The 24,464-nt window shown below is 73.5% G+C and carries 22 protein-coding genes; 14 read left to right on the top strand and 8 right to left on the bottom strand.

Annotated features, from left to right (window positions below; translation table 11 throughout):
- Positions 1-115: 115 nt before the first annotated feature.
- Complete coding sequence (locus ACFV1L_RS07605; protein ID WP_380363815.1) at positions 116-2,530, top strand: ATP-binding cassette domain-containing protein; 2,415 nt, start codon at positions 116-118, stop codon at positions 2,528-2,530.
- Between the two features lie 56 nt (positions 2,531-2,586).
- On the opposite strand, the gene ACFV1L_RS07600 is transcribed toward ACFV1L_RS07605, so the two are convergent.
- Positions 2,587-2,919, bottom strand: a complete 333-nt coding sequence (locus ACFV1L_RS07600; protein WP_380363813.1) for a winged helix-turn-helix transcriptional regulator — start codon at positions 2,917-2,919, stop codon at positions 2,587-2,589.
- 105 nt (positions 2,920-3,024) lie between these two features.
- Between ACFV1L_RS07600 and ACFV1L_RS07595 the strand changes: the two genes are divergently transcribed.
- The 5 genes from ACFV1L_RS07595 (at position 3,025) to ACFV1L_RS07575 (ending at position 6,782) form a co-directional block, all read left to right on the top strand.
- Positions 3,025-3,666, top strand: coding sequence for an NAD(P)-dependent oxidoreductase (locus tag ACFV1L_RS07595; protein WP_380363811.1), 642 nt, complete (start codon positions 3,025-3,027; stop codon positions 3,664-3,666).
- A 400-nt stretch (positions 3,667-4,066) separates the two neighbouring features.
- Positions 4,067-4,615 carry a DinB family protein gene (locus ACFV1L_RS07590; protein WP_380363809.1) on the top strand — a complete coding sequence of 183 codons (549 nt, stop codon included), beginning with the start codon at positions 4,067-4,069 and terminating at the stop codon, positions 4,613-4,615.
- A 103-nt stretch (positions 4,616-4,718) separates the two neighbouring features.
- Positions 4,719-4,793, top strand: coding sequence for a putative leader peptide (locus ACFV1L_RS07585; RefSeq protein WP_354644872.1), 75 nt, complete (start codon positions 4,719-4,721; stop codon positions 4,791-4,793).
- A gap of 120 nt (positions 4,794-4,913) precedes the next feature.
- Positions 4,914-5,930 carry an isopenicillin N synthase family dioxygenase gene (locus ACFV1L_RS07580; protein ID WP_380363807.1) on the top strand — a complete coding sequence of 339 codons (1,017 nt, stop codon included), beginning with the start codon at positions 4,914-4,916 and terminating at the stop codon, positions 5,928-5,930.
- 105 nt (positions 5,931-6,035) lie between these two features.
- Positions 6,036-6,782 carry a MerR family transcriptional regulator gene (locus ACFV1L_RS07575; RefSeq protein ID WP_380363805.1) on the top strand — a complete coding sequence of 249 codons (747 nt, stop codon included), beginning with the start codon at positions 6,036-6,038 and terminating at the stop codon, positions 6,780-6,782.
- On the opposite strand, the gene ACFV1L_RS07570 is transcribed toward ACFV1L_RS07575, so the two are convergent.
- Genes ACFV1L_RS07570 through ACFV1L_RS07555 form a run of 4 tightly spaced genes read right to left on the bottom strand, consistent with a single transcriptional unit; the run spans position 6,770 to position 12,533 of the window.
- Positions 6,770-8,935 carry a 3-hydroxyacyl-CoA dehydrogenase NAD-binding domain-containing protein gene (locus ACFV1L_RS07570; RefSeq protein ID WP_380363803.1) on the bottom strand — a complete coding sequence of 722 codons (2,166 nt, stop codon included), beginning with the start codon at positions 8,933-8,935 and terminating at the stop codon, positions 6,770-6,772. The two genes, ACFV1L_RS07575 and ACFV1L_RS07570, sit on opposite strands and share 13 nt — an antisense overlap.
- Before the next feature lie 37 nt (positions 8,936-8,972).
- On the bottom strand, positions 8,973-10,187 hold the full coding sequence (locus tag ACFV1L_RS07565) for an acetyl-CoA C-acetyltransferase (protein WP_380363801.1): 1,215 nt from the start codon (positions 10,185-10,187) through the stop codon (positions 8,973-8,975).
- A 45-nt stretch (positions 10,188-10,232) separates the two neighbouring features.
- Positions 10,233-11,378, bottom strand: a complete 1,146-nt coding sequence (locus ACFV1L_RS07560; protein WP_380363800.1) for an acyl-CoA dehydrogenase family protein — start codon at positions 11,376-11,378, stop codon at positions 10,233-10,235.
- A 12-nt stretch (positions 11,379-11,390) separates the two neighbouring features.
- Positions 11,391-12,533 (bottom strand): CaiB/BaiF CoA transferase family protein, encoded by a 1,143-nt coding sequence (locus ACFV1L_RS07555; protein WP_380363798.1) that lies wholly within the window; start codon positions 12,531-12,533, stop codon positions 11,391-11,393.
- A 148-nt stretch (positions 12,534-12,681) separates the two neighbouring features.
- Here ACFV1L_RS07555 and ACFV1L_RS07550 point away from each other — a divergent pair, with 148 nt between their 5' ends.
- Both ACFV1L_RS07550 and ACFV1L_RS07545 read left to right on the top strand, forming a co-directional pair.
- Positions 12,682-13,377, top strand: coding sequence for a GNAT family N-acetyltransferase (locus tag ACFV1L_RS07550; RefSeq protein ID WP_380363797.1), 696 nt, complete (start codon positions 12,682-12,684; stop codon positions 13,375-13,377).
- 602 nt (positions 13,378-13,979) lie between these two features.
- On the top strand, positions 13,980-14,735 hold the full coding sequence (locus ACFV1L_RS07545; RefSeq protein ID WP_380363796.1) for a hypothetical protein: 756 nt from the start codon (positions 13,980-13,982) through the stop codon (positions 14,733-14,735).
- 14 nt (positions 14,736-14,749) lie between these two features.
- Here ACFV1L_RS07545 and ACFV1L_RS07540 read toward each other — a convergent pair whose 3' ends face one another.
- Complete coding sequence (locus ACFV1L_RS07540; RefSeq protein WP_380363795.1) at positions 14,750-15,955, bottom strand: PucR family transcriptional regulator; 1,206 nt, start codon at positions 15,953-15,955, stop codon at positions 14,750-14,752.
- 128 nt (positions 15,956-16,083) lie between these two features.
- On the opposite strand from ACFV1L_RS07540, the gene ACFV1L_RS07535 reads away from it, so the two are divergent.
- The 3 genes from ACFV1L_RS07535 to ACFV1L_RS07525 all read left to right on the top strand — a co-directional run bounded on the left by ACFV1L_RS07535 (position 16,084) and on the right by ACFV1L_RS07525 (position 18,768).
- Positions 16,084-17,574, top strand: a complete 1,491-nt coding sequence (locus tag ACFV1L_RS07535; protein ID WP_380363793.1) for a flavin-containing monooxygenase — start codon at positions 16,084-16,086, stop codon at positions 17,572-17,574.
- Between the two features lie 124 nt (positions 17,575-17,698).
- On the top strand, positions 17,699-17,962 hold the full coding sequence (locus ACFV1L_RS07530; RefSeq protein WP_380363791.1) for a DUF1876 domain-containing protein: 264 nt from the start codon (positions 17,699-17,701) through the stop codon (positions 17,960-17,962).
- Between the two features lie 155 nt (positions 17,963-18,117).
- Entirely contained in the window at positions 18,118-18,768 is a 651-nt protein-coding gene (locus ACFV1L_RS07525) for a Pr6Pr family membrane protein (RefSeq protein WP_380363789.1), read from the top strand.
- Between the two features lie 7 nt (positions 18,769-18,775).
- On the opposite strand, the gene ACFV1L_RS07520 is transcribed toward ACFV1L_RS07525, so the two are convergent.
- Positions 18,776-19,591: an IclR family transcriptional regulator gene (locus ACFV1L_RS07520; protein ID WP_380363787.1), complete on the bottom strand. Its 816-nt coding sequence runs from the start codon at positions 19,589-19,591 to the stop codon at positions 18,776-18,778.
- A gap of 203 nt (positions 19,592-19,794) precedes the next feature.
- On the opposite strand from ACFV1L_RS07520, the gene ACFV1L_RS07515 reads away from it, so the two are divergent.
- From ACFV1L_RS07515 to ACFV1L_RS07505, 3 genes are read left to right on the top strand one after another with little or no spacing between them, the layout of a single operon-like run.
- Positions 19,795-21,093: an extracellular solute-binding protein gene (locus ACFV1L_RS07515; protein ID WP_380364010.1), complete on the top strand. Its 1,299-nt coding sequence runs from the start codon at positions 19,795-19,797 to the stop codon at positions 21,091-21,093.
- 34 nt (positions 21,094-21,127) lie between these two features.
- On the top strand, positions 21,128-22,105 hold the full coding sequence (locus tag ACFV1L_RS07510) for a carbohydrate ABC transporter permease (RefSeq protein ID WP_380363785.1): 978 nt from the start codon (positions 21,128-21,130) through the stop codon (positions 22,103-22,105).
- On the top strand, positions 22,102-22,950 hold the full coding sequence (locus ACFV1L_RS07505) for a carbohydrate ABC transporter permease (protein ID WP_380363783.1): 849 nt from the start codon (positions 22,102-22,104) through the stop codon (positions 22,948-22,950). The genes ACFV1L_RS07510 and ACFV1L_RS07505 overlap by 4 nt, the downstream gene beginning before the upstream one ends.
- Positions 22,951-22,958: 8 nt before the next feature.
- Here ACFV1L_RS07505 and aroA read toward each other — a convergent pair whose 3' ends face one another.
- Positions 22,959-24,182: a 3-phosphoshikimate 1-carboxyvinyltransferase gene (gene aroA, locus ACFV1L_RS07500; protein ID WP_380363781.1), complete on the bottom strand. Its 1,224-nt coding sequence runs from the start codon at positions 24,180-24,182 to the stop codon at positions 22,959-22,961.
- Positions 24,183-24,464 lie beyond the last annotated feature (282 nt).

Raw genomic sequence — 24,464 nt, 5'->3', positions numbered from 1 at the left:
TACCCGCGCTTGGTGACGACGACTGCTGACGCCCTGCCGGTTTCCGGCCCGGCGGGGTGGTTGGATCGGGGCGGCGGTGTCGCCACGGGCGCCGCCGGACGGAGGGACGAGGACGATGAGTGGCGCCGAGCGGGCGGGCGGGAAGACCGACGGGCATCACCCGGCGGACAGTCATGATCTGATCCGGGTGCACGGGGCCCGGGTGAACAACCTGAAGGACGTCAGCGTCGAACTGCCCAAGCGCAGGCTGACGGTGTTCACCGGGGTGTCCGGTTCGGGCAAGAGTTCACTGGTGTTCGGCACCGTGGCGGCGGAGTCGCAGCGGCTGATCAACGAGACCTACAGCGCCTTCGTGCAGGGCTTCATGCCGACGCTGTCCCGCCCCGACGTGGACGTGCTGGACGGCCTGACCACGGCGATCATCGTCGACCAGCAGCGGATGGGCGCCGACCCGCGCTCCACCGTCGGCACCGCGACGGACGCCAACGCGATGCTGCGGATCCTGTTCAGCCGGCTCGGCGACCCGCACATCGGCCCGCCGCCGGCGTTCTCCTTCAACGTGCCGACGGTGCACGGCGCCGGCGCGATCACGGTGGAGCGCGGCGAGGGTTCGAAGGCGGAGAAGCGGACGTACTCGCGGGCCGGCGGCATGTGTCCGCGCTGCGAGGGGCGCGGCACGGTCTCGGACATCGACCTGGGCCAGCTGTACGACGACGGGAAGTCGCTGAACGAGGGCGCGCTGACCATCCCCGGGTACAAGCCGGGCGGCTGGAACTACCGGCTGTACACCGAGTCGGGGCTGGTCGACCCGGACCGGCCGATCCGCGAGTACACCGAGAAGGAGCGGCACGCCTTCCTGTACCTGGAGCCGACCCGGATGAAGATCGCCGGCATCAACATGACCTACGAGGGCCTGGTGCTGCGGATCCAGAAGTCGATGCTGTCCAAGGACCGGGCCGCGCTGCAGCCGCACATCCGGGAGTTCGTGGACCGGGCGGTGGCCTTCACCACCTGCCCCGACTGCGACGGCACCCGGCTGACCGCCGCCGCCCGCTCCTCGAAGATCCGGGGCCTCTCGATCGCCGACGCGTGCAGCATGCAGATCAGCGATCTCGCGGCGTGGGTACGGGAGTTGGACGAGCCGTCGGTGGGTCCGCTGCTGGCCTCGCTGCGGCAGGTGCTGGACTCGTTCACCGAGATCGGCCTCGGCTACCTGTCGCTGGACCGCCCGGCCGGCACGCTGTCCGGCGGCGAGGCGCAGCGGGTGAAGATGATCCGGCACCTGGGGTCCTCGCTGACCGACGTCACGTACGTCTTCGACGAGCCGACCACCGGCCTGCACCCGCACGACATCCGGCGGATGAACGACCTGCTGCTGCGGCTGCGCGACAAGGGCAACACGGTGCTGGTGGTGGAGCACAAGCCGGAGACCATCGCGATCGCCGACCACGTGGTGGACCTGGGGCCGGGCGCGGGCTCGGCGGGCGGCACGGTCTGCTTCGAGGGCGGCGTGGACGGGCTGCGCACCAGCGGCACCATCACCGGCCGGCACTTCGACGACCGGGCCGCCGTGAAGCCGGAAGTCCGCACCCCCACCGGCGTGCTGGAGATCCGCGGGGCGACCGCGCACAACCTGCGCGAGGTGGACGTGGACGTGCCGCTGGGCGTGCTGACGGTGGTCACCGGGGTGGCGGGCTCCGGGAAGAGTTCGCTGGTGCACGGCTCGCTGGTCAGCGGCGCGGCGCTGAAGGGCGGGGCGCCCGAGGGCGTGGTGGCGATCGACCAGAGCCCGATCCGGGGTTCGCGGCGCTCCAACCCGGCCACCTACTCGGGGCTGCTGGAGCCGATCCGCAAGGCCTTCGCCAAGGCGAACGGGGTGAAGCCGGCCCTGTTCAGCGCCAACTCCGAAGGCGCGTGCCCGACCTGCAACGGCGCCGGAGTGGTGTACACCGACCTGGGCATCATGGCCGGAGTGGCGACGGTCTGCGAGGAGTGCGAGGGAAAGCGCTTCCAGGCCGCGGTCCTCGAGTACCGCCTCGGCGGCCGGAACATCGCCGAGGTGCTCGCCCTGTCGGTCGACGAGGCGGAGTCCTTCTTCGCCGCCGGCGAGGCCCGCACGCCCGCCGCGCACACCGTCCTGAAGCGCCTCTCCGACGTCGGCCTCGGCTACCTGACGCTCGGTCAGCCGCTCACCACCCTCTCCGGCGGGGAGCGCCAGCGCCTGAAGCTGGCCGCCCGGATGGCCGAGAAGGGCGGCGTCTACGTCCTCGACGAGCCCACCGCCGGCCTGCACCTGGCCGACGTCGAGCAGCTCCTCGGCCTGCTCGACCGCCTCGTCGACTCCGGCAAGTCCGTCGTCGTGGTCGAGCACCACCAGGCCGTGATGGCCCACGCCGACTGGATCATCGACCTGGGCCCCGGCGCCGGCCACGACGGCGGCCGCATCGTCTTCGAGGGCACCCCCGCCGCGCTGATCGCCGACCGCACCACCCTCACCGGACGCCACCTGGCCGAATACGTCGGCGCCTGATTCCCGTCCGCCCGGGGCGAGCGGCTCCGCCCCGGGCGCCGGGGGTCGACCGGGCGTCAGCCGGGGAGGTGGTCGCGGGCCCAGGTGCAGGCGGCGTCCAGGACGGGGATCAGGGACCGGCCCGTGCCGGTCAGCGCGTACTCGACGTGCGGCGGGTTGCCGCCGTGGTCGGTGCGGGTGAGCCAGCGGTCGCGCTCCATCGCGCGCAGCGTCTCGGTGAGGACCTTCGGGTTGACGCCGATCAGCCGGGCCTTGAGTTCGGTGAAGCGGTGCGGGCCGCTCTCCAGGCAGCGCAGCACCGCCCCGGCCCACTTGTCGCCGACCCGGATCGGCGGGCGGTGCGCGCACGCGCGGAGGTCGAACACGGCGGCGTCGTCGGGACGGGTCATGCGGACGACGATAGCCGGGCACCGCCGGTTCCGTTGAAGTAACCGGGGGTGCCCGTCCTACCGTCGGCGACGACACGGAACACGGCGGGGAACCGAGGAGGAGCCATGGGCAGGGTCGTGGTGTTCGGCGCGGGCGGTCGGGTGGGCCGGGCGGCCGTCGCGGAGGCGGTGCGGCGCGGGCACCGGGTGACGGCGGTGGTCCGCGCCCCGGACAAGTACCCGGAGCTGGCGGGCCGTTCGGGGGTGACGGCGGTGCGCGGCGACGCCACCGACCCGGACGCGGTGGCGCGGGCGGCGGCCGGCCACGACGCGGCGGTCAACGCCTCGGTGCGCCTGGACGTCCCGTCCGAGGCGTACTTCACGGCCGCGGCACGGGCCCTGACGGAGGGTCTGCGGCGGGCCGGGGTGGGCCGGCTGCTGGTCCTGGGCATCGCCACCACCCTGGAGACCGCACCCGGCGTGCGCCTCATGGACGATCCCGCCTTCCCGGAGCAGTACCGGACGTTCTCGCAGGGCCACGTCGCCGAGTTCGAGCTGCTGACCGCCGAGGCGGGCGAGCTGGACTGGCTGATGGTCGTCCCGCCGATGGACCTGACCCCGGACGCCCCCGCCACCGGCGGGTACGTCAGCGCGGTCGGCGCCGTCACGGGCACCGGCCGGATCTCGCACGCGGACCTCGCGGTGGCGCTGCTCGACGAGATCGACACGCCGAAGCACCACGCCGTCCAGCTGGCCGTCTCGCACTGACGGCCCGTCACCGCCGCCGGCCCCCGGCCTGCGGGGACGTCCGAGGACAGACCCCGGGGCGGGGGCGCCGCCGCAGCCCGGCGGGGGTCGGCGATGACCGGGGCCGCCGTTCCCCCGCCGCCGCAGGTCCGGCCCACGCTGCGGACGACCCGTGGCCGCTGCGCCCGACGCGTTCGGCGCGTCCGTGGTGACCCGACGGCCCGGACGGCCTGCACCGGCGGGCGGGCGGCGCGGGCGCCGGCGTGGCGGCCGAACTGCACGACACCGCCACGGTTCGCGGGACTTCGCGGTCCGCGACCCGGAGGGCGACCGCCGGTCGTTCGGCGCCTACCGGGGCGAGCCGCGCAGACGCCGACGGCCGCCAGGTCAACTGTCGTACCCCGCTGGCACGCTGGCGGGCATGACGACCGAACCGCAGCACCTCTCCCCCACCTGGGCCGACGACGACGGGCGGGTCACGCCGCCGCTGGTCGGCGACGAGCGCGAGCTCCTCACCGCGTACCTGGACTACCACCGGGAGACGTTCGCGCTGAAGTGCGCGGGCGTCCCGGTGGAGCGGCTGTCCGAGCTGGCGGTGCCGCCGTCCGGGCTGAGCCTGCACGGGCTGGTGCGGCACCTGGCCGGGGTCGAGCAGTGGTGGCTGGAGACCCAGTTCGCCGGCAACGGGGCCAAGCCGCTGCACTACTACTCCGACGACGACCCGGACCAGGACTTCGAACACCTGGACGGCGACTTCGCGGAGGCGCTGGCGGTCTGGCGCTCCCAGGTGGAGATCTCCCGCCGGATCGTCGCCGAGGCCCCCTCGCTCGACGCCACCGGCACCCACAAGGGCAGCGGGCAGCCGGTGTCGCTGCGCCGCATCCTGCTGCACATGCTCGCCGAGTACGCCCGCCACAACGGGCACGCCGACCTGCTCAGGGAGCGCATCGACGGATCGACCGGGTACTGACCGTCCTGGCGCCGGGCGGCCGGGCGTCGACGGATCGACCACAGATTGACGGGATACCGACATTTTCCGGTAACCGTGCGGGCGGGGGTTGTAGCCTGGTGGGGTGCTCCTACTCGTCAGTCGTCGCCACGTGGACCTGCTCCGCGTCACGAGCATGTCCTGTCGACGCTCCGGCTGACCGATCCATCCACATCCCCGCCCGCCGCGTTCCACCCCGAGCGCGCGGGCACCGCCCTCCCCGGCCCCGTCCGGCGTGACCCGCCGTACCCGCCGGGCCTTTCCCCGTGGACGCGCACCCATGACGCAGCAGCACCCCACCACCCTCCCCGTCATCGACCTCTCGCTCGCCGACGGAACCTCCGCCGAGCGGGCCCGGCTCCACCGGGAGCTGCGCGAGGCCGCCACCGGAGTCGGTTTCTTCCAGCTCGTCGGCCACGGCGTCACCCCCGCCGAGACGGCCGACCTCACCTCCGCGATGCGCGCCTTCTTCGCCCTCCCCGAGGCCGACCGACTGTCCGTCAGCAACCTGAACTCCCCGCACTTCCGCGGCTACACGCGCACCGGCGACGAACGCACCGGCGGCAGCCGCGACTGGCGCGACCAGCTGGACATCGGCACCGAACTCCCGCCGCACGTGCCCGCGCCGGGCGAGCCCGCGTACTGGTGGCTGGAGGGGCCCAACCAGTGGCCGGCCGCCCTGCCCGAGCTGCGCACCGCCGCCCTGCACTGGATATCCCGGCTCGACGGCGTCGCCCACCGGCTGCTGCACGAACTGCTGGCCTCGATCGGGGCCCGCCCGGACTTCTACGACGACGTCTTCGCCCCGCACCCGCACCTGCGCCTCAAGCTGGTCCGCTACCCGGGCACCGCCCCGGACGGCGCTGCTCAGGGCGTCGGCACGCACAAGGACTACGGCTTCATCACCCTGCTCCTGCAGGACAGCGTCGGCGGCCTCCAGGTCGAGCGCCCCGACCGCACCTTCCTGGACGTCCCCCCGATGGAGGGCGCCTTCGTGGTCAACCTCGGCGAACTCCTCGAAGTCGCCACCGACGGCTACCTGAAGGCCACCAGCCACCGCGTGGTCTCCCCCGCGGGCGCCCGCGAGCGCTTCTCCGTCCCGTTCTTCTACAACCCCCGCCTGGACGCCCACATCACCCCCCTCGACTTCCCGCACGCCCACCACGCCCCGGGCGCCACCCAGGACCCGGCCAACCCCCTGCACGCCGATTTCGGCTTCAACGAACTCAAGGGCTACACCCGCGCCCACCCCGAGGTCACCCAGCGCCACCACGCGGAGCTCCTCCCGCTGGCCTGACCGCGCCCGCCGCTCCCCGCCCGCCCGTCGGCGCGTGGACCCTCGGCCGGGGCCGGTGTCACACTGCTGGTGTCACAGTGGTGCTGGTGCAGAGGCTGGGGTGCGATGGGTGGCGGGGAGCCGCGGTTCACGGTGGACGAGCTGGCCGCCCGGGCGGGGGTGACGGTGCGGACCCTGCGGTTCTACGGGGCGAAGGGGCTGCTGCCGCCGCCGGAGCTGGGGCCGCGGCGGGTGGGGCTGTACGGGGCGGAGCACCTGGGGCGGCTGGAGCTGATCGAGGAGCTGCAGCGGCAGGGGCTGACGCTGGCCGCGATCGAGCGCTACCTCGCGCAGCTGCCGTCGGACATCGGCGAGCTGGACCTGGCGATCCACCGGGCGCTGGTCGCGTCGTGGACGCCGGAGACCGCCGAGGAGGCGTCCCGGGCGCAGTTGGAGCGGCGGACCGGGCGGGCGCTGTCGGACGCCGACGTGGACCGGCTCGCGGCGATGGGCGCGCTGCACCGCACCGGTGACCCGGACGTGTTCAAGGTGGAGCCGGGCCTGCTGCCGCTGGGAGTGCGGGTGCTGGACGTGCCGATCCCGCTGGAGACGCTGGTGGCGGCGCGGGCGGTGGTGCGGCTGCACAGCCAGGCGACGGCGCACGACCTGCACCGGCTGTTCCGGGACACCGTGTGGCGCCCGTACCGGGAGAGCGGTCCGGAGCCGGCGGAGCTGGAACGGATGCGGGAGTTGACGGACCGGATCCAGCCGATGGTGGTGCAGGCGCTGGTGACGGCGTTCCAGCGGTCGCTGGCCGAGGAGCTGGCCCGCCCGGCGGAGCGGGCGGGCCAGGAGGACGGTCAGTCGCGGTAGCGGCCGCCGCTCTCGGCGAGGGCGACCAGCGAGGCCGGCGGGGTGAAGCGCTCGCCGTACGCGGCGGCGAGTTCGCGGGCCCGGGCGGTGAAGCCGGCCGGGCCGCCGGGGTAGCCGTTGATGTACTGCAGGACGCCGCCGGTCCAGGCGGGGAAGCCGATGCCGAGGATGGAGCCGATGTTGGCGTCGGCGACCGAGGTGAGCACGTTCTCGTCCAGGCAGCGGACCGAGTCGAGGGCCTCGGAGAAGAGCATCCGCTCCTTCATGTCCTCGAACGGGATCTCCGCGCCCTCCCGCGCGAAGTGCTCGCGCAGGCCCGGCCACAGCCGGGTGCGCTTCCCGTCGACGTACTCGTAGAAGCCGGCGCCGCCGCTGCGGCCGGGGCGCTGGAACTCGTCGAGCATCCGGTCCATGACGATCTCGCCGGGGTGCTCGGTCCAGGTGCCGCCGGCCTCCTCGACGGCGCGGCGGGACTCGTTGCGGATCTTGCGCGGCAGGGTGAGGGTGAGCTCGTCCAGCAGCGACAGCACCTTGGCGGGGTAGCCGGCCTGGGCGGCGGCCTGCTCGACGGAGGACGGGTCGAGGCCCTCGCCGATCATCGCCACGCCCTCGTTGAGGAACTGGCCGATGACGCGGGAGGTGAAGAAGCCGCGGGAGTCGTTGACCACGATCGGGGTCTTGCGGATCTGCCGGACCAGGTCGAAGGCGCGGCCGAGCGCCTCGTCGCCGGTCTCCCGGCCGCGGACGATCTCCACCAGCGGCATCTTGTCGACGGGCGAGAAGAAGTGCAGGCCGATGAAGTCGGCGGTGCGCTCCACACCCTCGGCGAGCAGGCCGATGGGGAGGGTGGAGGTGTTGGAGCAGAGCAGCGCGTCGGGCGCGACCACGTGCTGGATCTCCTGGAACACCTTGTGCTTGAGCTCGGGGTTCTCGAAGACCGCCTCGATGACGGTGTCGCAGCCGGCCAGGTCGGCCGGGTCCGCGGTGGGGGTGATCCGGGCGAGGAAGGCGTCGCGCTCCTCGGCGGTCGTCCGGCCGCGCGCCACCTGCTTGTCCAGCAGGCCGGCGCTGTACGCCTTTCCGCGCTCGGCGGCCTCCTGGGTGACGTCCTTGAGCAGCACCGTCAGGCCGGCCTGCGCGCACGCGTACGCGATGCCCGCGCCCATCATGCCGGCGCCCAGCACCGCGACCTTCGACGCCTTCCGGGCCGGCACCGCACTCGGGCGGGAGGCACCGGAGTTGACGGCCTGCATGTCGAAGAAGAACGCCTGGATCATGTTCTTGGAGGTGGCGCCGCAGGCCAGCTCGGTGAAGTACCGGGCCTCGATGGCGAACGCGGTGTCCACGTCGACCTGGGTGCTCTCCACGGCCGCCGCCAGGATGTTGCGCGGCGCCGGGTAGGGCGCGCCGTTCAGCTGCTTGCGCAGGTTGGCGGGGAAGGCCGGCAGGTTGGCGGCGAGCGCGGGGGTGCTGGGGGTGCCGCCGGGGATCTTGTAGCCCTTGGCGTCCCAGGGCTGCGCGCTGACCGGGTTGGCGGCGATGAACGCGCGCGCCTTGTCGAGCATCTCCTCGGGGGTGGCGGCGAGTTCGTGCACCAGGCCGGTCTCGACGGCCTGCGCGGGGCGGTACTGCCGGCCCTGCAGCAGGACCTTCAGCAGGGCGTCGGCGATGCCGAGCATCCGCACGGTGCGGACCACGCCGCCGCCGCCGGGCAGCAGGCCGAGGGTGACCTCGGGCAGGCCGATCTTGCTGCCGGGGGCGTCCAGCGCGATCCGGTGGTGGCAGGCCAGGGCGATCTCCAGGCCGCCGCCGAGCGCGGCGCCGTTGATCGCGGCGACCACCGGCTTGCCGAGGGTCTCCAGCGTGCGCAGCGCGCGCTTGATCCGCATCGAGTTGGCGAACACCTGCTCGGCGTCGTCCGGCCCGACCGAGGACAGCAGCTTGAGGTCGCCGCCCGCGAAGAAGGTCTTCTTCGCGGAGGTGACGATGACGCCGGTCAGCTCCTCGGTGCCGGCGAGGCGTTCGACGGTGGCTTCGAGCGCGTCGGTGAACGCGGCGTTCATGGTGTTGGCGGACTGGGCGGGGTCGTCGAGGACGAGGGTGACCACGCCGTCCTGGTCCTGCTCCCAGCGGATGGGGCTCACGTCAGTCATGGTGTCGGGTTCCTCGGGTGCGTGGGTTGACGGGTGGTCAGATGCGCTCGATGACGGTGGCGATGCCCATGCCGCCGCCCACGCAGAGGGTGGCCAGGCCGTAGCGCAGGTCGCGCCGCTCCAGCTCGTCGATCAGGGTGCCGATCAGCATCGCGCCGGTCGCGCCGAGCGGGTGGCCGAGCGCGATGGCGCCGCCGTTGACGTTCACCTGGTCGTGGCGGAAGCCGAGTTCGCGCATGAAGCGGAGTGCGACGGCGGCGAACGCCTCGTTGATCTCGACCAGGTCGATGTCGGCGGCGGTCAGGCCGGCCTTGGCGAGCGCCTTGCGGGTGGCGGGGGCCGGGCCGGTGAGCATGATGGTCGGTTCGGAGCCGGAGACCGCGGCGGAGACGATCCGGGCCCGCGGGGTGAGGCCGTGGCGCTCGCCGACCTCCTTCGAGCCGATCGCGACCAGCGCCGCGCCGTCCACGATGCCGGAGGAGTTGCCGGCGTGGTGGACGTGGTCGATGGACTCCACCCAGTGGTACTTCTGCAGCGCGACGGCGTCGAAGCCGCCGAGCTCGCCGATGTCGGCGAAGGACGGCTTGAGGCCGGCCAGCGACTCGACGCTGGTGCCGGGGCGGATGAACTCGTCGCGGCCGAGCACCACCAGGCCGTTGCGGTCGAGCACCGGCACCACCGAGCGGTCGAACAGGCCGTCGGCCTGCGCCTTCGCGGCGCGGGCCTGCGACTCGGCGGCGAACGCGTCCACGTCGGTGCGGGACAGGCCCTCGATGGTGGCGATCAGGTCGGCGCCGATGCCCTGCGGGACGAACCCGGTCTCGTACGCGGTCATCGGGTCGGCGAACCAGGCGCCGCCGTCGGAGCCCATCCGCACCCGGGACATCGACTCGACGCCGCCGGCCAGGATCAGGTCCTCCCAACCCGAACGGACCTTCGCCGCGGCCAGGTTGACGGCCTCCAGGCCGGAGGCGCAGAAGCGGTTCTCCTGCACGCCGGCGACGGTGTCGGGCAGGCCGGCGGCGATCGCCGCGACCCGGGCGATGTCGGAGCCCTGGTCGCCGATCGGGCTGACCACGCCGAGCACGATGTCGTCGATCGCGGCCGGGTCCAGGGTCGGGAAACGGCGGCGGAGTTCGTGGATCAGGCCGACCACCAGGTCGATCGGCTTGGTGCCGTGCAGGGAGCCGGTCTGCTTTCCGCGTCCGCGCGGGGTGCGGATCGCGTCGTAGACGTACGCTTCGGTGGTCACGGTGTGAGTGCCTTTCAGACGTGTCGGTCGGCCCGGGGGTTCCGGTCAGCCGAGCAGGGAGCGGCCGATGATCTCTTTCATGATCTCGGTGGTGCCGCCGTAGATGGTCTGGACGCGCCCGTCGGTGAACGCCCGGGCGACCGCGCTGTCGCTCATGTAGCCGGAGCCGCCGTGCAGTTGCAGGCAGCGGTCGGCGGCGCGCTTCTGCAGTTCGGTGGCCCACCACTTGGCCATGGAGGCGTCCACCGGCGTCAGGTTGTACCGGTTGTGCTCCAGCACGCAACGGTCCACGAAGGTCCGGGTGACGGCGCACTCGGTGGCGAGTTCGGCGATCTCGAAGCGCACGTGCTGGAGCTTGGCAAGCGGACGGCCGAACGCCGTGCGCTGCTTCACGTACGCCGTGGTCTCCGCCAGCACGAACTCCGCGCCGGCGATCGCCGCGACCGCGATGGCCAGCCGCTCCTGCGCGAGGTTGCGCATCAGGTACAGGAAGCCCTGGTTCTCCTCGCCGAGCAGGTTCGCCTTCGGCACCCGCACGTCCTGGAAGAACAACTCGGCGGTGTCCTGGGCCTTCTGGCCGATCTTGTCGAGGTTGCGGCCGCGCTCGAAGCCCGGCGTGCCGCGCTCCACCACCAGCAGGCTCAGCCCGTGCGCGCCGCCCTCCGCGGTGGTCTTCGCCACCACCACGACCAGGTCGGCCAGGATGCCGTTGGAGATGAACGTCTTCGCGCCGTTCAGCACGTAGTGGTCGCCCGCGTCCACCGCGGTGGTGCGGATCGCCTGCAGGTCGGAGCCGGTGTCGGGCTCGGTCATCGCGATCGCGCCGATCAGCTCGCCGGAGCAGAACCCGGGCAGCCAGCGCTGCTTCTGCTCCTCGTTCGCCAGCCCCGTCAGGTACGGGCCGATGATGTCGTTGTGCAGGCCGATCGCCAGGCCGCTGGCGCCGACCCGGGTGAACTCCTCGGCCAGCACCGCGGCGAACCGGAAGTCCGGGCTGCCCCCGCCGCCGTACCGCTCGTCCACGGCGATGCCGAGCAGCCCGGCCTTCCCGGCGGCCAGCCAGGCGGAGCGGCGGTCGACGATGCCCTGCTGCTCCCAGCGGGCGTGGTGCGGGACGACCTCCTTGGCGAGGAAGGCCCGAACGGTCTCCCGGAAGTCCTCGTGTTCCTCGGTGTAGAGCTCGCGCTGCACGGGCTGTCCCCTTCAGGAGGCTTGCGGGTCGAGTGACGGAACGGCCCAGTCCCGGGCCACCTCTGCGGTGTGCTCGCCGGGCCGGGCGGGTGCGGTGCGCAGCGCCGCCGGCGTCGCGGAGAACCGCGGCGCGACGCCGGGCTGCAGGGTGCCGTGCTGCTCGGTGTAGCTGCCGCGGGCCGCCAGGTGCGGGTGCGCGGCGGCCTGACGCATCGTCAGCACCGGTGCCACGCAGGCGTCGTGGGCCTCGAAGCGGTCCGTCCACTCGGCCTGCGTGCGGGTGGCGAAGCGCTGGGCGATCCGCTCGCGCAGCTCGGGCCAGCGGGCCGGGTCGTACTGGGCGGGGGCGTCGTCGCCCAGCTCCAGCAGGCGGGCGAACTCGGCGTAGAACTGCGGCTCCAGCGGGCCGACGGCCATCCACTCGCCGTCGGCGGTGGCGAACGTGCCGTACCAGGGCGCGCCGCCGTCCAGCAGGTTGACGCCCCGTCGGTCCTGCCACAGGCCCGCTCCCAGCAGGCCCCACAGCATGGTCGACAGGTGCGCGGCCCCGTCCACGATCGCGGCGTCGACGACCTGCCCGGCGCCGGTCGCCCGGGCGTGGTGCAGGGCGGCCAGCAGGCCGACCACCAGGTACAGCGAGCCGCCCGCGTAGTCGCCGAGCAGGTTGGCCGGGATCCCCGGGGGGCCGTCCGGGTCGCCGATCAGGCCGAGGACGCCGGAGGTGGCGAGGTAGGTGATGTCGTGGCCCGCGCGGTCGGCCAGCGGGCCGGTCTGGCCCCAGCCGGTCATCCGGCCGTACACCAGCGCCGGGTTGCGGGCCAGGCACTGCTCCGGGCCGACGCCCAGCCGCTCGGCGACGCCCGGCCGGTAGCCCTCGATCAGCAGGTCGGCGCGGGCCGCCAGGTCGAGCACCAGGCCGGGGCCCTCCGGGGCCTTCAGGTCGACGACGACCGAGCGCTTGTTGCGGTTGGTCAGGTCCTGCTCCGGGGCCGGCCCGAGCACCTGCCCGCCGGGGCGGTCCACCCGCACCACGTCGGCCCCCAGGTCGGCGAGCAGCATCGCGGCGAACGGGCCGGGCCCGATGCCCGCCAGTTCCAGGACGCGCACGCCCGCGAGCGGCCCGGCGGCCCGGTCGGGGGGTGTTGCGGGGGTCATCGGCGACCGCCTCCCAGGTTTGACAGTGAAGCTGTCACAGTGGCGATGATAGGGATGCGACTCGCCGGTAACAAGAGCCCGCCGCCCGGTCCGCGGCCCCGGTGCCCGATCATGGGAGCGCGCCCCGACCGACCGGAGGGAACCCGCCGTGCCCGACCGCGACACCGCCGTCCTCCACGACCCCGTCGCCGCCTCCCTGCACGGCCCGCACGCCCACCTCGCCCGCCGGCACGGCCGCGCCGCGAGCTACCTGGCCGAGGTCGCGAGCTTCTCCACCGTCACCGCCCACCCCGAGCCGGGCGCCTGGGACGACCTGGTCGAACTCCTCGGCGTCGACGCCTTCGCCGACCTGTTCAACTGCCCCGCCCTGCCGCCCGCCCACTGGCAGCCCGAATTCGCCCTCGACGGCCACCAGTTCGTCCACACCGGCCGCACCCCCGCGCTGCCGCGCAGCGCCGCCGAGGTCGTCGAACTCGGCCCCGCGGACGTCCCCGAGATGCTCGACCTGGTCGAGCGCACCCGGCCCGGCCCGTTCCGCCCCCGCACCCGCGAACTCGGCACCTACCTCGGCGTCCGCGAGAACGGGGCGCTCGTCGCGATGGCCGGCGAACGGCTCAGGCCGCCGGGCTGGACCGAGATCAGCGCCGTCTGCACCGCCCCCGAGGCCCGCGGCCGCGGCCACGCCGCCACCCTGGTCACCACCCTCGTCCAGCACATCACCGCCCGCCACGACCGGCCCTTCCTCCACACCGCCGCCGCCAACGCCCCCGCCATCGCCCTCTACGAGCGCCTCGGCTTCACCCACCACGCCGACGTCACCTTCCGCGGCTACCGCACGCCCTGAGGGGCCGACCGCCCGGGGGCGTGCCGGGTCTTCTGCCGATCGGCCGCCGCGGCGCGCCCGGAAGACAGGGAGCCCGGAACGCACCGAGGAGGTCGACCATCCACCCGAACCCGCCGCCCCGCCCCGCCGTCGCCCCGGACAGGCCCGCCGCAGCGACCACCGTCGACACCACCGGAGCGGTCCGGTGACGGAGGTCCTGCGCACCGCCCTTCCCGGGTTCGTCGCCCGCCTCGCCACCGCCACCGCCACCGCAGCCGGAGCCGGAGCCGGAGCCGGAGCCGGCAGGAGGCTCACCGGCCGGCCGTGCGGGGCGGGTGGCGCACGCCGCCTCGGGTTCCTCGGGATTGTTTGCCGGTTCGGGCCGTTCCGGGGCCCGAGGGAAAGGGCCTTCCCGCCGGACGTGAGGAAAGATCGTGATTGCAGCTGCCGCAACGGTGCGCACTGTCCCGACAGAAGCAGGACGGAGGTGCCCCGGCCTCCTGATCGGGTCGGCCGCGGTGCGGGGTTGGGCTTCCCGGGCCCCTCGGTGCGGAAGCCGGAGCCCGGTCCGGCCGAAGCAGCCGGGGATCCTGACCGTCGTCGGCGCGCCCGACCCCGTCGTGGTGAGTGATGTCGCCGCCTTCGCGGAGGTGGTCCTCAGGGGACTCCTGCGCTGTCGCGCGACGCACGATCTCGCCGCGGCGCGGGGCGTCATCGGGCAGATCTTCCTCGCCGTCGCCCTGTCGTTCGACGACTTCGACCGGCGCCCCGTGGTCGATCGCAGGGCCTTCGCGGCCGTGCTGGCCGCCCGCAACGCGGCGATCGAGGGCGACGCCGCGGGCGTGGACGCGTTCAGCCGTGACTGGCTCGGCCTGTCCGATCCCGCGCGGTGGCGCGAGGCGGTGGAGAACGCGCTGCTCGGTGACTGGGTCCACCACCTCGGTCGGGGATCCCTCGACGACGCCGGCCTGCTGAAGCTGCTGCACCGTCATGCCGCGGTCGAGCATCGACACCTGCGGCCGCTCTGGGAGCGGCGGTGCCGGGGGCGCCGGTCCGTGCTGCTCAGCCGGCCCATCGGCAGGGACATGCTCGTCGGGGACCTGCTCGCCGACCGCTGCGGCCCGGAGGAGGAGGTCCTCGCCCGGGAGCTGACGGACTCCCGTCTCGCCGCGGTCCTTCGAGGGCTGACCCGGCAGGAGGCCGAGGTCGCGCTGGCCTGGGCGGCGGACCCGAGGACGACCTGGTCCCGGGCCGCGGCCCTGGTCGGGCATCCGGACCCGGGCGCCTTCGGCGAGCGGGTCCGCCGCAAGGCGAAGCGGATCGGCGCCCGGCACACCGCGCGGGCCCGTGCGGCGGCGGCCCTCCCACGCCCCGCGTAGCACGGCCGGGCAGCTCAGTCCCGGCCGCGCCAGTGGCGGAGTTCGAGGGCGGCGGCTACTTCGAGCGGGTTCTCGGCGAGGGGGCGCGGCAGCACCGCGTCGGCCTGGGCGAGGCGGCGCAGGAGGGTGTTGCGGTGGGTGAAGAGGCGGGCCGCCGCGCGGGTCGCGTTGCACTGCTCGGCGAGGTAGGCGCGGACCGCCTCGGCGGGCGGGCCGTCGAGGGGGCCGAGGACGCGGCGGACGAAGCGGTCGGCGCCTTCGAGGTCCTGGGTGAGGAGGGCGACGAGTTCGACGTCCTGGTGGGAGGCGAGGCGCTGGACGGAGGCCAGGCGGGCGAGCATGCGCTGGGTGGTGAGGGCGTCGAGGTGGCTGCGGCGGAAGCCGTTGACGCCGGTGGCGGTCGGGCCGAGGGCGATGCGGACGGCGGGCAGCCGGTCGAGCCCGGCCCGCAGGGCGGAGGGGTCGGGGCGGGCGGTCGCCCAGAGCCACCGGGTCGCCGCGCTCGCGGTGACGTCGAGGATCGGCGGCCGGCCGGCCGCGGACGCCAGCAGGTCGGCGGCCCGGTCGAGTTGGGCGAGGTCGGAGTCGAGGTCGTCGATCCACAGGACGGCCGCGGTGTGGCGGCCGGCGAGGGGGTAGCCGAGTCGGGCCTCCGCCCGGGCCCGGGCGATCGGGGCGCCGTCGAGCAGCAGGGCCACGGCCTGCATCCGGTCCGCGTGGTTGGAGCCGGTGAGTGCGGCGCGTTCGGCGCGGAGTTCGGCGGACATCGCGGCGACGCAGCCGTCCACGAACGCGGAGATGGAGCGCAGCGACACGTCCAGGAGTTCCCGGAGGTCCTCGGGGTCGGCGGTGAGCGAGCAGGCGATCCGGGTCCAGAGCCGGACGGCGACGGCCTCGCCGGCCCGGTAGGAGTCGAGGGCGGGTTCGTCCAGGCCGCGGCGGACGATGTCGCGGGCCATCAGCCGCTGCTCCTCGCCCTCGGGGGCGGGCACGGGCGCGCCGGGGGCGGTGGCGTTGGCGGCGGCCCAGCGCAGCAGGTTGGCCCGGTTGACGCGGCGCAGGCCGGCCGAGAGGACGGGGTCGTCGGCGATCGGCCGCCTGGTCTCGCCGGCGAGGGTCGCGGCGTCGAGTTCGGCGAGCCATTCGGGCTGCGGGGCGAGGGCGATCTCGGCGCCGCGGCGGATCAGTTCGAGGATCCGGGGCGGCGGGGGCGGCGGCATGCCCGCCACCGTACTGGTGCAGGCTGCACCGGGGAAGAGTCAGGACAGTGCACTCTGCCCCTGGTCAACTGCCGTACGCTTTGCCGACGATGTGGGGGTCTCGTCCGCCCCCCGGCCAGGGAGTCGCCATGTCCACCGCTGCCGCACCGCGCCACGACCGGTCCGGGTCGCCCGTCGAGCACCTGGACGTGCTGATCGTCGGCGCCGGGATCTCCGGGATCGGCGCGGGCCGCTACCTGTCGACCGAACTGCCGGGCCGGAGCTTCGCGATCCTGGAGGCCCGGGCCGATCTGGGCGGCACCTGGGACCTGTTCCGCTACCCGGGCATCCGCTCGGACTCGGACCTGCACACCTTCGGCTACGCGTTCAAGCCGTGGCGCGAGAAGGAGTCGATCGCGGACGCCCCGCAGATCCTGTCGTACCTGCGCGAGACCGTCCGGGAGAACGGCCTGCAGGACCGGATCCGCTACCGCCACCGGGTGCTGGACGCGTCCTGGTCGACGGCCGCGGCCCGCTGGACGGTCCGGGTCGAGCGGACGGACACCGGCGAGGAGTCGACGCTGACCTGCGACTGGCTGTTCTGCGCGACGGGCTACTACCGCTACGACCGGGGCTTCACCCCGGAGTTCGAGGGGCTGGAGCGCTACACCGGCACGGTCGTCCACCCGCAGCACTGGCCGGAGGACCTCGACCACGCGGGCAAGCGCGTCCTGGTGATCGGCAGCGGCGCGACCGCGGTCACCCTGGTGCCCGCGCTGGCCGGCACCGCCCGGCAGGTGACGATGCTCCAGCGGACGCCGACGTACGTCATGCCGGTGCCGCGCCGCGACCCGGTCGCGAACCTGCTGCGCCGGCTGTTCGGCGACGAGCGCGGCTACGCGCTGGCCCGGCGCAAGAACATCGCCCAGCAGTACGCGGTGTGGTCGTTCTGCCGCCGGCACCCGAAGGCGGCCCGGCGGATCATCCGCTGGGTGAACACCCGCCAACTGCCCAAGGGCTACCCGGTGGACGAGCACTTCCGCCCGCCGTACGACCCGTGGGACCAGCGGCTGTGCGCCGTCCCCGACGGGGACCTGTTCAAGGCGATCCGCGGCGGCCGGGCGGCCGTGGTGACCGACCGGATCCGCACCTTCACCGAGCGCGGGGTGCTGCTGGAGTCCGGGCGGGAGCTGGCGGCGGACGTGGTGGTCACCGCGACCGGCCTGAACGTGCAGGCGTTCGGCGGGATCCCGGTGAGCGTGGACGGCGAGCCGGTGCGGCCGGCCGACACCGTCGCGTTCAAGGGCATGATGCTCTCCGGCGTGCCCAACTTCGCGTTCGCGATCGGCTACACCAACGCCTCGTGGACGCTGAAGGTGGGCCTGCTGTGCGAGCACTTCTGCCGCCTGCTGGCCCACATGGAGCGGCACGGGCACCGGATCTGCCGCCCGGAGGTCGCCGACCCGGAAATGCCCACCCGGCCGCTCCTGGACTTCGCGGCGGGTTACATCCGGCGCGCCGTCGACGGGCTGCCCCGGCAGGGCGACCGGGGGCCGTGGCTGACTTCGACCAGCTACCGCGACGACAGCCGGACGCTCGGCGCCGGGCAGGTCACCGACCCCGAGCTGCACTTCTCCTGACCGCCGCGGCCGCGCGACGGCCGCGCCCCGGCCGTCGCCCCTTGCCCCCGGCCGGGGGCGGGCGGACGCTGGGAGGACAGCGCACCGGCCGCCCGTCGCCGGTGCGACGGGAAGGTGACACGCCATGCAGAACCACTGGATCGTCGACCTGACCTTCGAAGAGGACGAGTCCCGCACCACCTGCACCGCCTCGCTCAGCGGCTTCAGCGCGCCCGGAGCCCAGGGCACCGGCACGGCCCGGCGCAACCCGTCGGACGAGGCCGACACCGCCATCGGCGAGGAGCTGGCCGCGGCCCGCGCCTGCCACGACCTCGCCCACCAGCTCGTCGGACGCGCCAATACGGGCATCGAGAGCCACACCCACAACCCGTCGCACATCCCGCTCTGAGCGTCGTCCGACGCCGTCCGCCCCGCGCCGAACTCCGGCGCGGGGCGCGCCCGTCCGCCGGGCGGTGATCTTTTCCGACGGTCGAACCGGCAGGTAGAGTGCGGCGACCAGTCGTGCCCACGGGGGGCACCAGCGAGACGAACACCGGTGACCGCATGACCGTCTGGACCCGCCCCGCGCTCTGGTGGCGCTGCGCCATCGCCCTGTCCGCGTTCCTGGGGATCTTCCTGAGCAACAGCTCGCTGGTGTACTTCACGCTCCAGAGCAACGTGCTCGTGCTCGGCTACTTCCTCGGCGCGGTCTACTGGATGGTCCGGCGCGGCACGCTCGACGGCCCCGCGCCGCGGCTGCGCGGCGCCGCCGTCCTGTACATCACCATCACCGGCATCGTCGCGCACGTGCTGCTCAACCACGGCACGAACCCGCTGCCCGGCCTGTTCTCCGGCCCGGACCGGCTCCAGCACTGGTCGAGCTTCTTCCTGCACTACACCACCCCGCTGATGGTGCTCGCCGACTGGCTGCTGCTCGCCCCCCGCAACGCGTCCCGCTGGCGCGACCTGCCGCTGTGGCTGTCCTACCCGCTCGGCTACGCCTTCCTGACCGAGGCCCGCGCCATCGCGTTCCCGGACTTCCCGCTCCGCTACCCGTACTTCTTCCTCGACCCCACCGAGAAGGGCTACGGCTGGGTCGGCCTGCAGATGGTGCAGCTCACCGTGGAGTTCGTCGTCCTGGCCGCCCTGGTCGTCGGCCTGGACCGCCTCGGCACCAGGCTCCGCCGCACCCCGGCGGCGGCCCAGGAGGCCTGACGGGCCGTCAGCGCGTCGAGCCCATGGTGCGCGAGACCCGGGCGGCGGTGGCGGCCACCACCGGGCCCAGTTCGCGGGCCCGGGCGGCGGTGATGCGGGAGGTGAGGGCGCTGGTGGAGATCGCGCCGATCACCGTGTTGTTGTGGTCGAAGACGGGCGCGGCGATGCAGCGGACCTCGGGTTCGTTCTCGCGGTCGTCGACGGCGTAGCCGCGGGAGCGGATCCGGGTGAGTTCGGCGCCCAGCGCCTCGGCCGAGGTGAGGGTGCGCGGGGTGATGGCGGGGAGGCCGTGGGCGACCACGGTGGCGAAGGCCTCCTCGGGCATCCAGGCGAGCATCGCCTTTCCGACGGCGGTGCAGTACATCGGGGCGCGGCTGCCGATCCGGGAGGCCATCCGGACGGCGGTCTCGTTCTCCACCTTGTCGACGTAGACCACGTACGGGGCGTCGGGAACGCACAGGTGGACGGTGCCGCCGACCTCGCGCATCAGCTGGTGGGCCTCCTCGGACGCGGCGGTGCGCAGGTCGAGGGTGGCCAGGTAGGCCTGGCCGAGCCGGAGGGCGCCGGGGCCGAGCCGGTAGTGGCCGGTGTCGCGGTCGCGGGCGAGCAGTTGGGCGTCGACCAGGGGCGCGGCGAGCCGCAGCACGGTGGACTTCGACATGCCGAGGCCCTCGGCCAGCGCGGTGAGGCTGAGGTCGGGGCCGGCCGCGGCGTGGTCGCGGACGTGTTCGAGCACGGCCAGGGCGCGGCGCAGCGACGCGGACTGGTTGCGTTCCGGCCGTTCGGCGGGCCGGCCGTCGGTGGACGCGGCGGTGCTGGTCATGGGGTGTGACGCTACGGCGAGTCCGGGCGTCGTGCCAGTTCCGCAGCACATCGTTTTGCAGTGCACAACTTTCGCGTTCTGCTCTTGTCGGCGTGCCCGGCGGCTTTCTAACGTCCCGCTCACACCGATCCCCCACTGCATGTCCCGGTTTCCTCCGGTTCGTGCAGGCGTGTCCCGCTTTTCGGCGAGGAGATGAGTTGAGCATGAAGAAGCTGGCCCGTGGTGCCGCCCTTGCCGTGCTGGCCGGCACCGTGGCGACGGCCTGTGCGCCGGGCACCGCCAAGACCGCCTCGTCGGAGGACAAGCAGACCGGCACCGTGAAGGTGTGGCTGTACGACGAGGCGAACCGGGCGCCGAAGGAGCAGGTGGTGGCGCAGGCCGTCGCCGACTTCAAGGCCAAGCACGCGGGTGTGGACGTGCAGGTGTCGTACATCCCGACGGACGCCGGACCGCGCGCGGAGAAGATGAAGGGCGCGTTCAACGACCCGTCCTCCGCGCCGGACGTGGTGGAGTTCGGCAACACCGACCTGTTCGGCTACACCGCCTCGGGCGGCCTCGCCGACATCACCTCCGACCTGGCGAACTGGGAGGAGGGCAAGGACCTGCCGCAGGACCTGAAGGACACCGCGGTGGTGGACGGCAAGACGTACGGCCTGCCGTGGTGGCTGGGCGTGCGCGCGCTGTACTACCGCACCGACGTGTTCGCCGAGCTGGGCCTGTCGGCGCCGACCAGCTACGCGGAGCTGAAGACGGCGGCGGAGAAGGTCCGTTCGGCGCACGGCGACATGCTGGGCATCGCGGTGGGCGGCAAGTACACCTTCGGCGCGCTGCCGTTCGTCTGGGCCAACGGCGGGGAGCTGGCGGCGCAGAACGGGACGGCGTACACCGCGGCGATCGACTCGGCGCAGGCGCAGGCCGGCGTGAAGGCGTACACCGACCTGTTCTCGGACGCGATCTGCCCGGCGCAGCAGTGCGCGGACCTGACCGGCGGCAAGACGGTGGAGTCGTTCGCGGCGGGCAAGGCCGGCATGGCGATCCTGCCGAACTCCTCGCGCAGCGCGGTGGAGGCGGGCGCCGCGAAGGACAAGTACGCGATCGTGCCGCTGCCGGGCGCCTCGGCGGGCCGGATCGCGCCGGCGTTCTCCGGCGGCAACGACCTGGGCGTCATGAAGTCCACCCAGCACCGCAGCCTGGCGGTCGACTTCATCAAGGAACTCGCTTCCAAGAAGAACCAGTTGGCGCTGTTCGACGCGATGGGCAACCTGCCGACGCTGTCCTCCGCGCGGGCCGAGGTGGTGCAGAAGCAGCCGTGGCTGAAGCCGTTCACCGACACCATCGCGGCGGGCACCAAGTTCGTCCCGAAGGACGCCGCGTGGGCGAAGATCGACGCCCAGGCCGTGGTGCCGACGATGCTGCAGAAGGTCATCACCGGCAAGGCCGACGTGGCTGCCGCGACCAAGGAGGCGGCGGCCGCGATGAACTCCTCGTTCAGCGCCAAGTAGCCGTCAACCTGTCAACGAGAAGCGGAAGTCGTCGATGCCTGCCACGACCGTCACCGCCCCGGCGGACCGCGGGGACTCCTCCCCGGTCCGCCCGGCGGGCGGCGCGCCCGCGAAGGGCCGCCGCCGATCCGGGCCGCTCGCCCGGATCCCCGTCCCGCTGTGGCTGCTGCTGCCGGCCGCGCTGGTGCTGATCCCGCTGTTCGGCTACCCGCTGTACCAGCTGGGCCTGCTGTCGGTGCTGAAGTTCGGTCAGCCGCAGGCCTCCGGCGGGGTGCCGACCGAGTTCGTCGGACTGTCGAACTACACCGACGTGCTGGGCGACGCGCAGTTCTGGTCGGTGCTCGGCCAGACCCTGGCGTTCGCCGCGTTCTGCGTCGTGGCCACCCTGGTGGTGGGCGCGGTGTGCGCGGTGCTGCTGACCCGGGTCGGCAAGTGGCCGCGGCTGCTGCTGATGTTCGGCGCGCTGGGCGCCTGGGCGGCGCCCGCGATGACCGGCTCCACCGTCTGGATGTTCCTGCTGGACACCAACTCGGGCCTGGTCAACGAGATCCTCGGCACCCAGGGCCACAACTGGATGTACGACAAGTGGTCGGCGTTCGCGATGGTCGCGGTGGTCGTGGTCTGGCACAGCTTCCCGTTCGTGATGATCACCCTGTACGCGGGCATCCAGGCCATCCCGGACTCCGTCCTGGAGGCGGCCCGCCTGGACGGCGCCGGCACCGCGACGGTCTTCCGCAGGATCATGCTGCCGATGCTGCGGCCGCTGCTGGTGATCGTGGTGATCCAGTCGATCATCTGGGACTTCAAGGTCTTCACCCAGATCTACGTGATGACCGGGGGCGGCGGCATCGCCGGCCAGAACCTGGTCCTCAACGTGTACGCGTACCAGAAGGCCTTCGTCGCGGAGAACTACAGCCTCGGCGCGGCGATCGGCGTCCTGATGACGCTGATCCTGCTGGCGGTCACCGCCGTGTACATCCGCAGCCTGCGCCGCTCCGGGGAGGAACTGTGAAGCGTGACAGCCGCGTCCTGAGGCAGGGCGCGAACGCGGTGGCGATCGTGCTCGCCCTGCTGACCGTGTTCCCGCTGTACTGGATGGTGCTCTCCGCGCTGAAGCCGAAGGGCGAGATCACCGCCGCGCACCCGCGGCCGTGGACGTTCGCCCCGACGCTGGAGAACTTCCGCAACGCGCTGGGGGTTTCCGGCTTCGGCCGGTACTTCCTGAACAGCCTGCTGGTGGCGGGGGTCGTGGTGGTGGTCTCGGCCGCGATCGCCTTCCTGGCGGCGGTCGCGCTGTCCCGGTTCAGGTTCAGGTTCCGGACCACGATCCTGATCATGTTCCTGGTCGCCCAGATGGTCCCGGTCGAGGCGCTGACCATCCCGCTGTTCTTCCTGGTCCGCGACATCGGCACGGTCGCCCCCGGCTTCGGGCTGTCCTCGCTGGGCGCGCTGATGCTGGTCAACCTGGCGTTCTCGCTGCCGTTCGCGGTGTGGATGCTGCGCGGCTTCGTCGCCGCCGTGCCCGAGTCGCTGGAGGAGGCGGCCCGGATCGACGGCGCCAGCCGCTTCACCGTCCTGTGGCGGATCCTGTTCCCGCTGGTCGCCCCCGGCCTCGCGGCGACCAGCGTGTTCTCCTTCATCACCGCCTGGAACGACTTCGTGTTCGCGAAGACGCTGATCCTGGACACCGACCACCAGACGCTCCCGGCCGCCCTGATGGTGTTCTTCAAGCCGGACGAGAACGACTGGGGCGGCATCATGGCCGCCTCCACCCTGATGACCGTCCCCGTCCTGGTCTTCTTCGTCCTGGTCCAGCGCCACATGGTGTCCGGGCTCGGCGGCGCCGTGAAGGACTGACCGCTCCCCTACTGCCGGGCCCAGTCCGCGAACTCCTCGTGGAACCCCGGGAAGGTCTTGCGCACGCACCCGGGGTCGTCGAAGGCGATCCCGGGCGTGCGCAGGCCGGTGACGGCGAACGACATGACGATCCGGTGGTCGCCGTGGGTGGCGATCTCCGCCGCCTTCGGCGCCCCGGGCCGGATCTCGATCCAGTCCCGCCCCGTCCGCACGTCGACCCCCAGGCGCCGCAGGTTCTCCGCGCAGGCGTCCAGCCGGTCGCACTCCTTGACCCGGGTGTTGTACACGTCCTCGATCCGCACCGGGCCCTCGGCGAACGGCGCGATCGCGGCGAGGGTCGGCATGGTGTCGGAGATGTCCCGCATGTTGACGGTCCCTCCGGTCAGCCTCCGGCCGGTCACCGTGGTGGCGTCGGCCGCCACCTCCACCTCCGCGCCGAGCTCCGCCAGCACCTCGACGAACCGCAGGTCGCCCTGCAGCGCGTTCCGCCCGAGCCCGGGGACGGTCACCCGGCGCCCCGTCACCGCGGCCGCCGCGAAGAAGTACGACGCCGTCGACGCGTCCGGCTCGACCGCGTACCTGGTCGCCGTGTAGCCGCCGGCCGGCACGACGAACACGTCGCCGTCCCGCTCGACCTCGACGCCGAAGCTGCGCATCATCGCGAGCGTGATCCCGACGTACGGCGCGGAGACCAGGTCGGTCACCCTGATCCGCAGCCCGGTCCCGGTCAGCGGACCGAGCAGCAGCAGCGCCGTCAGGTACTGCGAGGACAGCCCGGCGTCGAGCGTCACCTCGCCGCCCTTCACGCCGTCCGTCCGCACGGTCAGCGGGTGGTGGCCCTCCTCGCCGTGGCACTCCACCTCGACGCCCAGCTCCCGCAGGGCCGTGGTCAGCGGGCCGAGCGGGCGCCGCCGCATCTGCGCCGACGCGTCGAAGTGGAACGTCCCCCGCCCGGCCGCGGCCAGCGCCGGCAGGAACCGCGCCGTGGTCGCCCCGTCCCGGCAGTACACCCGCGCGCCGTCCGTCCCGGGGCCCTGCGGCCGTCCGCCGATCCGCCACTCGCCGTCGCCGCGCTCCACCGGGTACCCCAGCGCGAGCAGTCCCTCGGCGAACCCCTCGGTGTCGTCCGACCGCAACGGCCGCACCAGCTCCGTCACCCCCTCCGCGGCCGCCGCCAGGAACAGCGCTCGCGCGGTGACCGACTTCGAACCGGGAACCTCGACGACACTCACGGAGCCACTCCAACCGGACGACAACGGGACCGCCCCCGATCCTGCCCTCCCGGCGGCGGCCCGGGACCGGTCGTCTTACGCCTCGGACAGCGGAGCGGCGCCCCAGGCGTTCCGCGGCAGCACGGCGGCGCCCGCCCGGGGGGTGGCCACGCGGGGGCGGGGGGGGGGGGGGGGACGCCCGGGGGGCGCCCGCCGCCCCCCGGGCGAGGGGGGGGCGGAGGGCGAGAGAAAGAGAGCGCCCGTGGAGGGGGGGGGGTGGGGCGGGGGAGCGCCCCCCCCCGG

Origin of the sequence: Kitasatospora sp. NPDC059646 (genome assembly GCF_042734615.1) — a bacterium.
Lineage (GTDB): Bacteria > Actinomycetota > Actinomycetes > Streptomycetales > Streptomycetaceae > Kitasatospora.
The sequence above is the reverse complement of the archived record's forward strand: the minus strand, read 5'-3'. Positions and strand labels throughout refer to the sequence as shown.

Excerpts from the sequence above, each read along its gene's own strand:
- ACFV1L_RS07605 (WP_380363815.1), top strand. The coding sequence starts at position 116 with ATGAGTGGCGCCGAGCGGGCGGGCGGGAAGACCGACGGGCATCACCCG.
- ACFV1L_RS07600 (WP_380363813.1), bottom strand. The coding sequence starts at position 2,919 with ATGACCCGTCCCGACGACGCCGCCGTGTTCGACCTCCGCGCGTGCGCG.
- ACFV1L_RS07595 (WP_380363811.1), top strand. The coding sequence starts at position 3,025 with ATGGGCAGGGTCGTGGTGTTCGGCGCGGGCGGTCGGGTGGGCCGGGCG.
- ACFV1L_RS07590 (WP_380363809.1), top strand. The coding sequence starts at position 4,067 with ATGACGACCGAACCGCAGCACCTCTCCCCCACCTGGGCCGACGACGAC.
- ACFV1L_RS07580 (WP_380363807.1), top strand. The coding sequence starts at position 4,914 with ATGACGCAGCAGCACCCCACCACCCTCCCCGTCATCGACCTCTCGCTC.
- ACFV1L_RS07575 (WP_380363805.1), top strand. The coding sequence starts at position 6,036 with ATGGGTGGCGGGGAGCCGCGGTTCACGGTGGACGAGCTGGCCGCCCGG.
- ACFV1L_RS07570 (WP_380363803.1), bottom strand. The coding sequence starts at position 8,935 with ATGACTGACGTGAGCCCCATCCGCTGGGAGCAGGACCAGGACGGCGTG.
- ACFV1L_RS07555 (WP_380363798.1), bottom strand. The coding sequence starts at position 12,533 with ATGACCCCCGCAACACCCCCCGACCGGGCCGCCGGGCCGCTCGCGGGC.
- ACFV1L_RS07540 (WP_380363795.1), bottom strand. The coding sequence starts at position 15,955 with ATGCCGCCGCCCCCGCCGCCCCGGATCCTCGAACTGATCCGCCGCGGC.
- ACFV1L_RS07535 (WP_380363793.1), top strand. The coding sequence starts at position 16,084 with ATGTCCACCGCTGCCGCACCGCGCCACGACCGGTCCGGGTCGCCCGTC.
- ACFV1L_RS07530 (WP_380363791.1), top strand. The coding sequence starts at position 17,699 with ATGCAGAACCACTGGATCGTCGACCTGACCTTCGAAGAGGACGAGTCC.
- ACFV1L_RS07525 (WP_380363789.1), top strand. The coding sequence starts at position 18,118 with ATGACCGTCTGGACCCGCCCCGCGCTCTGGTGGCGCTGCGCCATCGCC.
- ACFV1L_RS07520 (WP_380363787.1), bottom strand. The coding sequence starts at position 19,591 with ATGACCAGCACCGCCGCGTCCACCGACGGCCGGCCCGCCGAACGGCCG.
- ACFV1L_RS07515 (WP_380364010.1), top strand. The coding sequence starts at position 19,795 with ATGAAGAAGCTGGCCCGTGGTGCCGCCCTTGCCGTGCTGGCCGGCACC.
- ACFV1L_RS07510 (WP_380363785.1), top strand. The coding sequence starts at position 21,128 with ATGCCTGCCACGACCGTCACCGCCCCGGCGGACCGCGGGGACTCCTCC.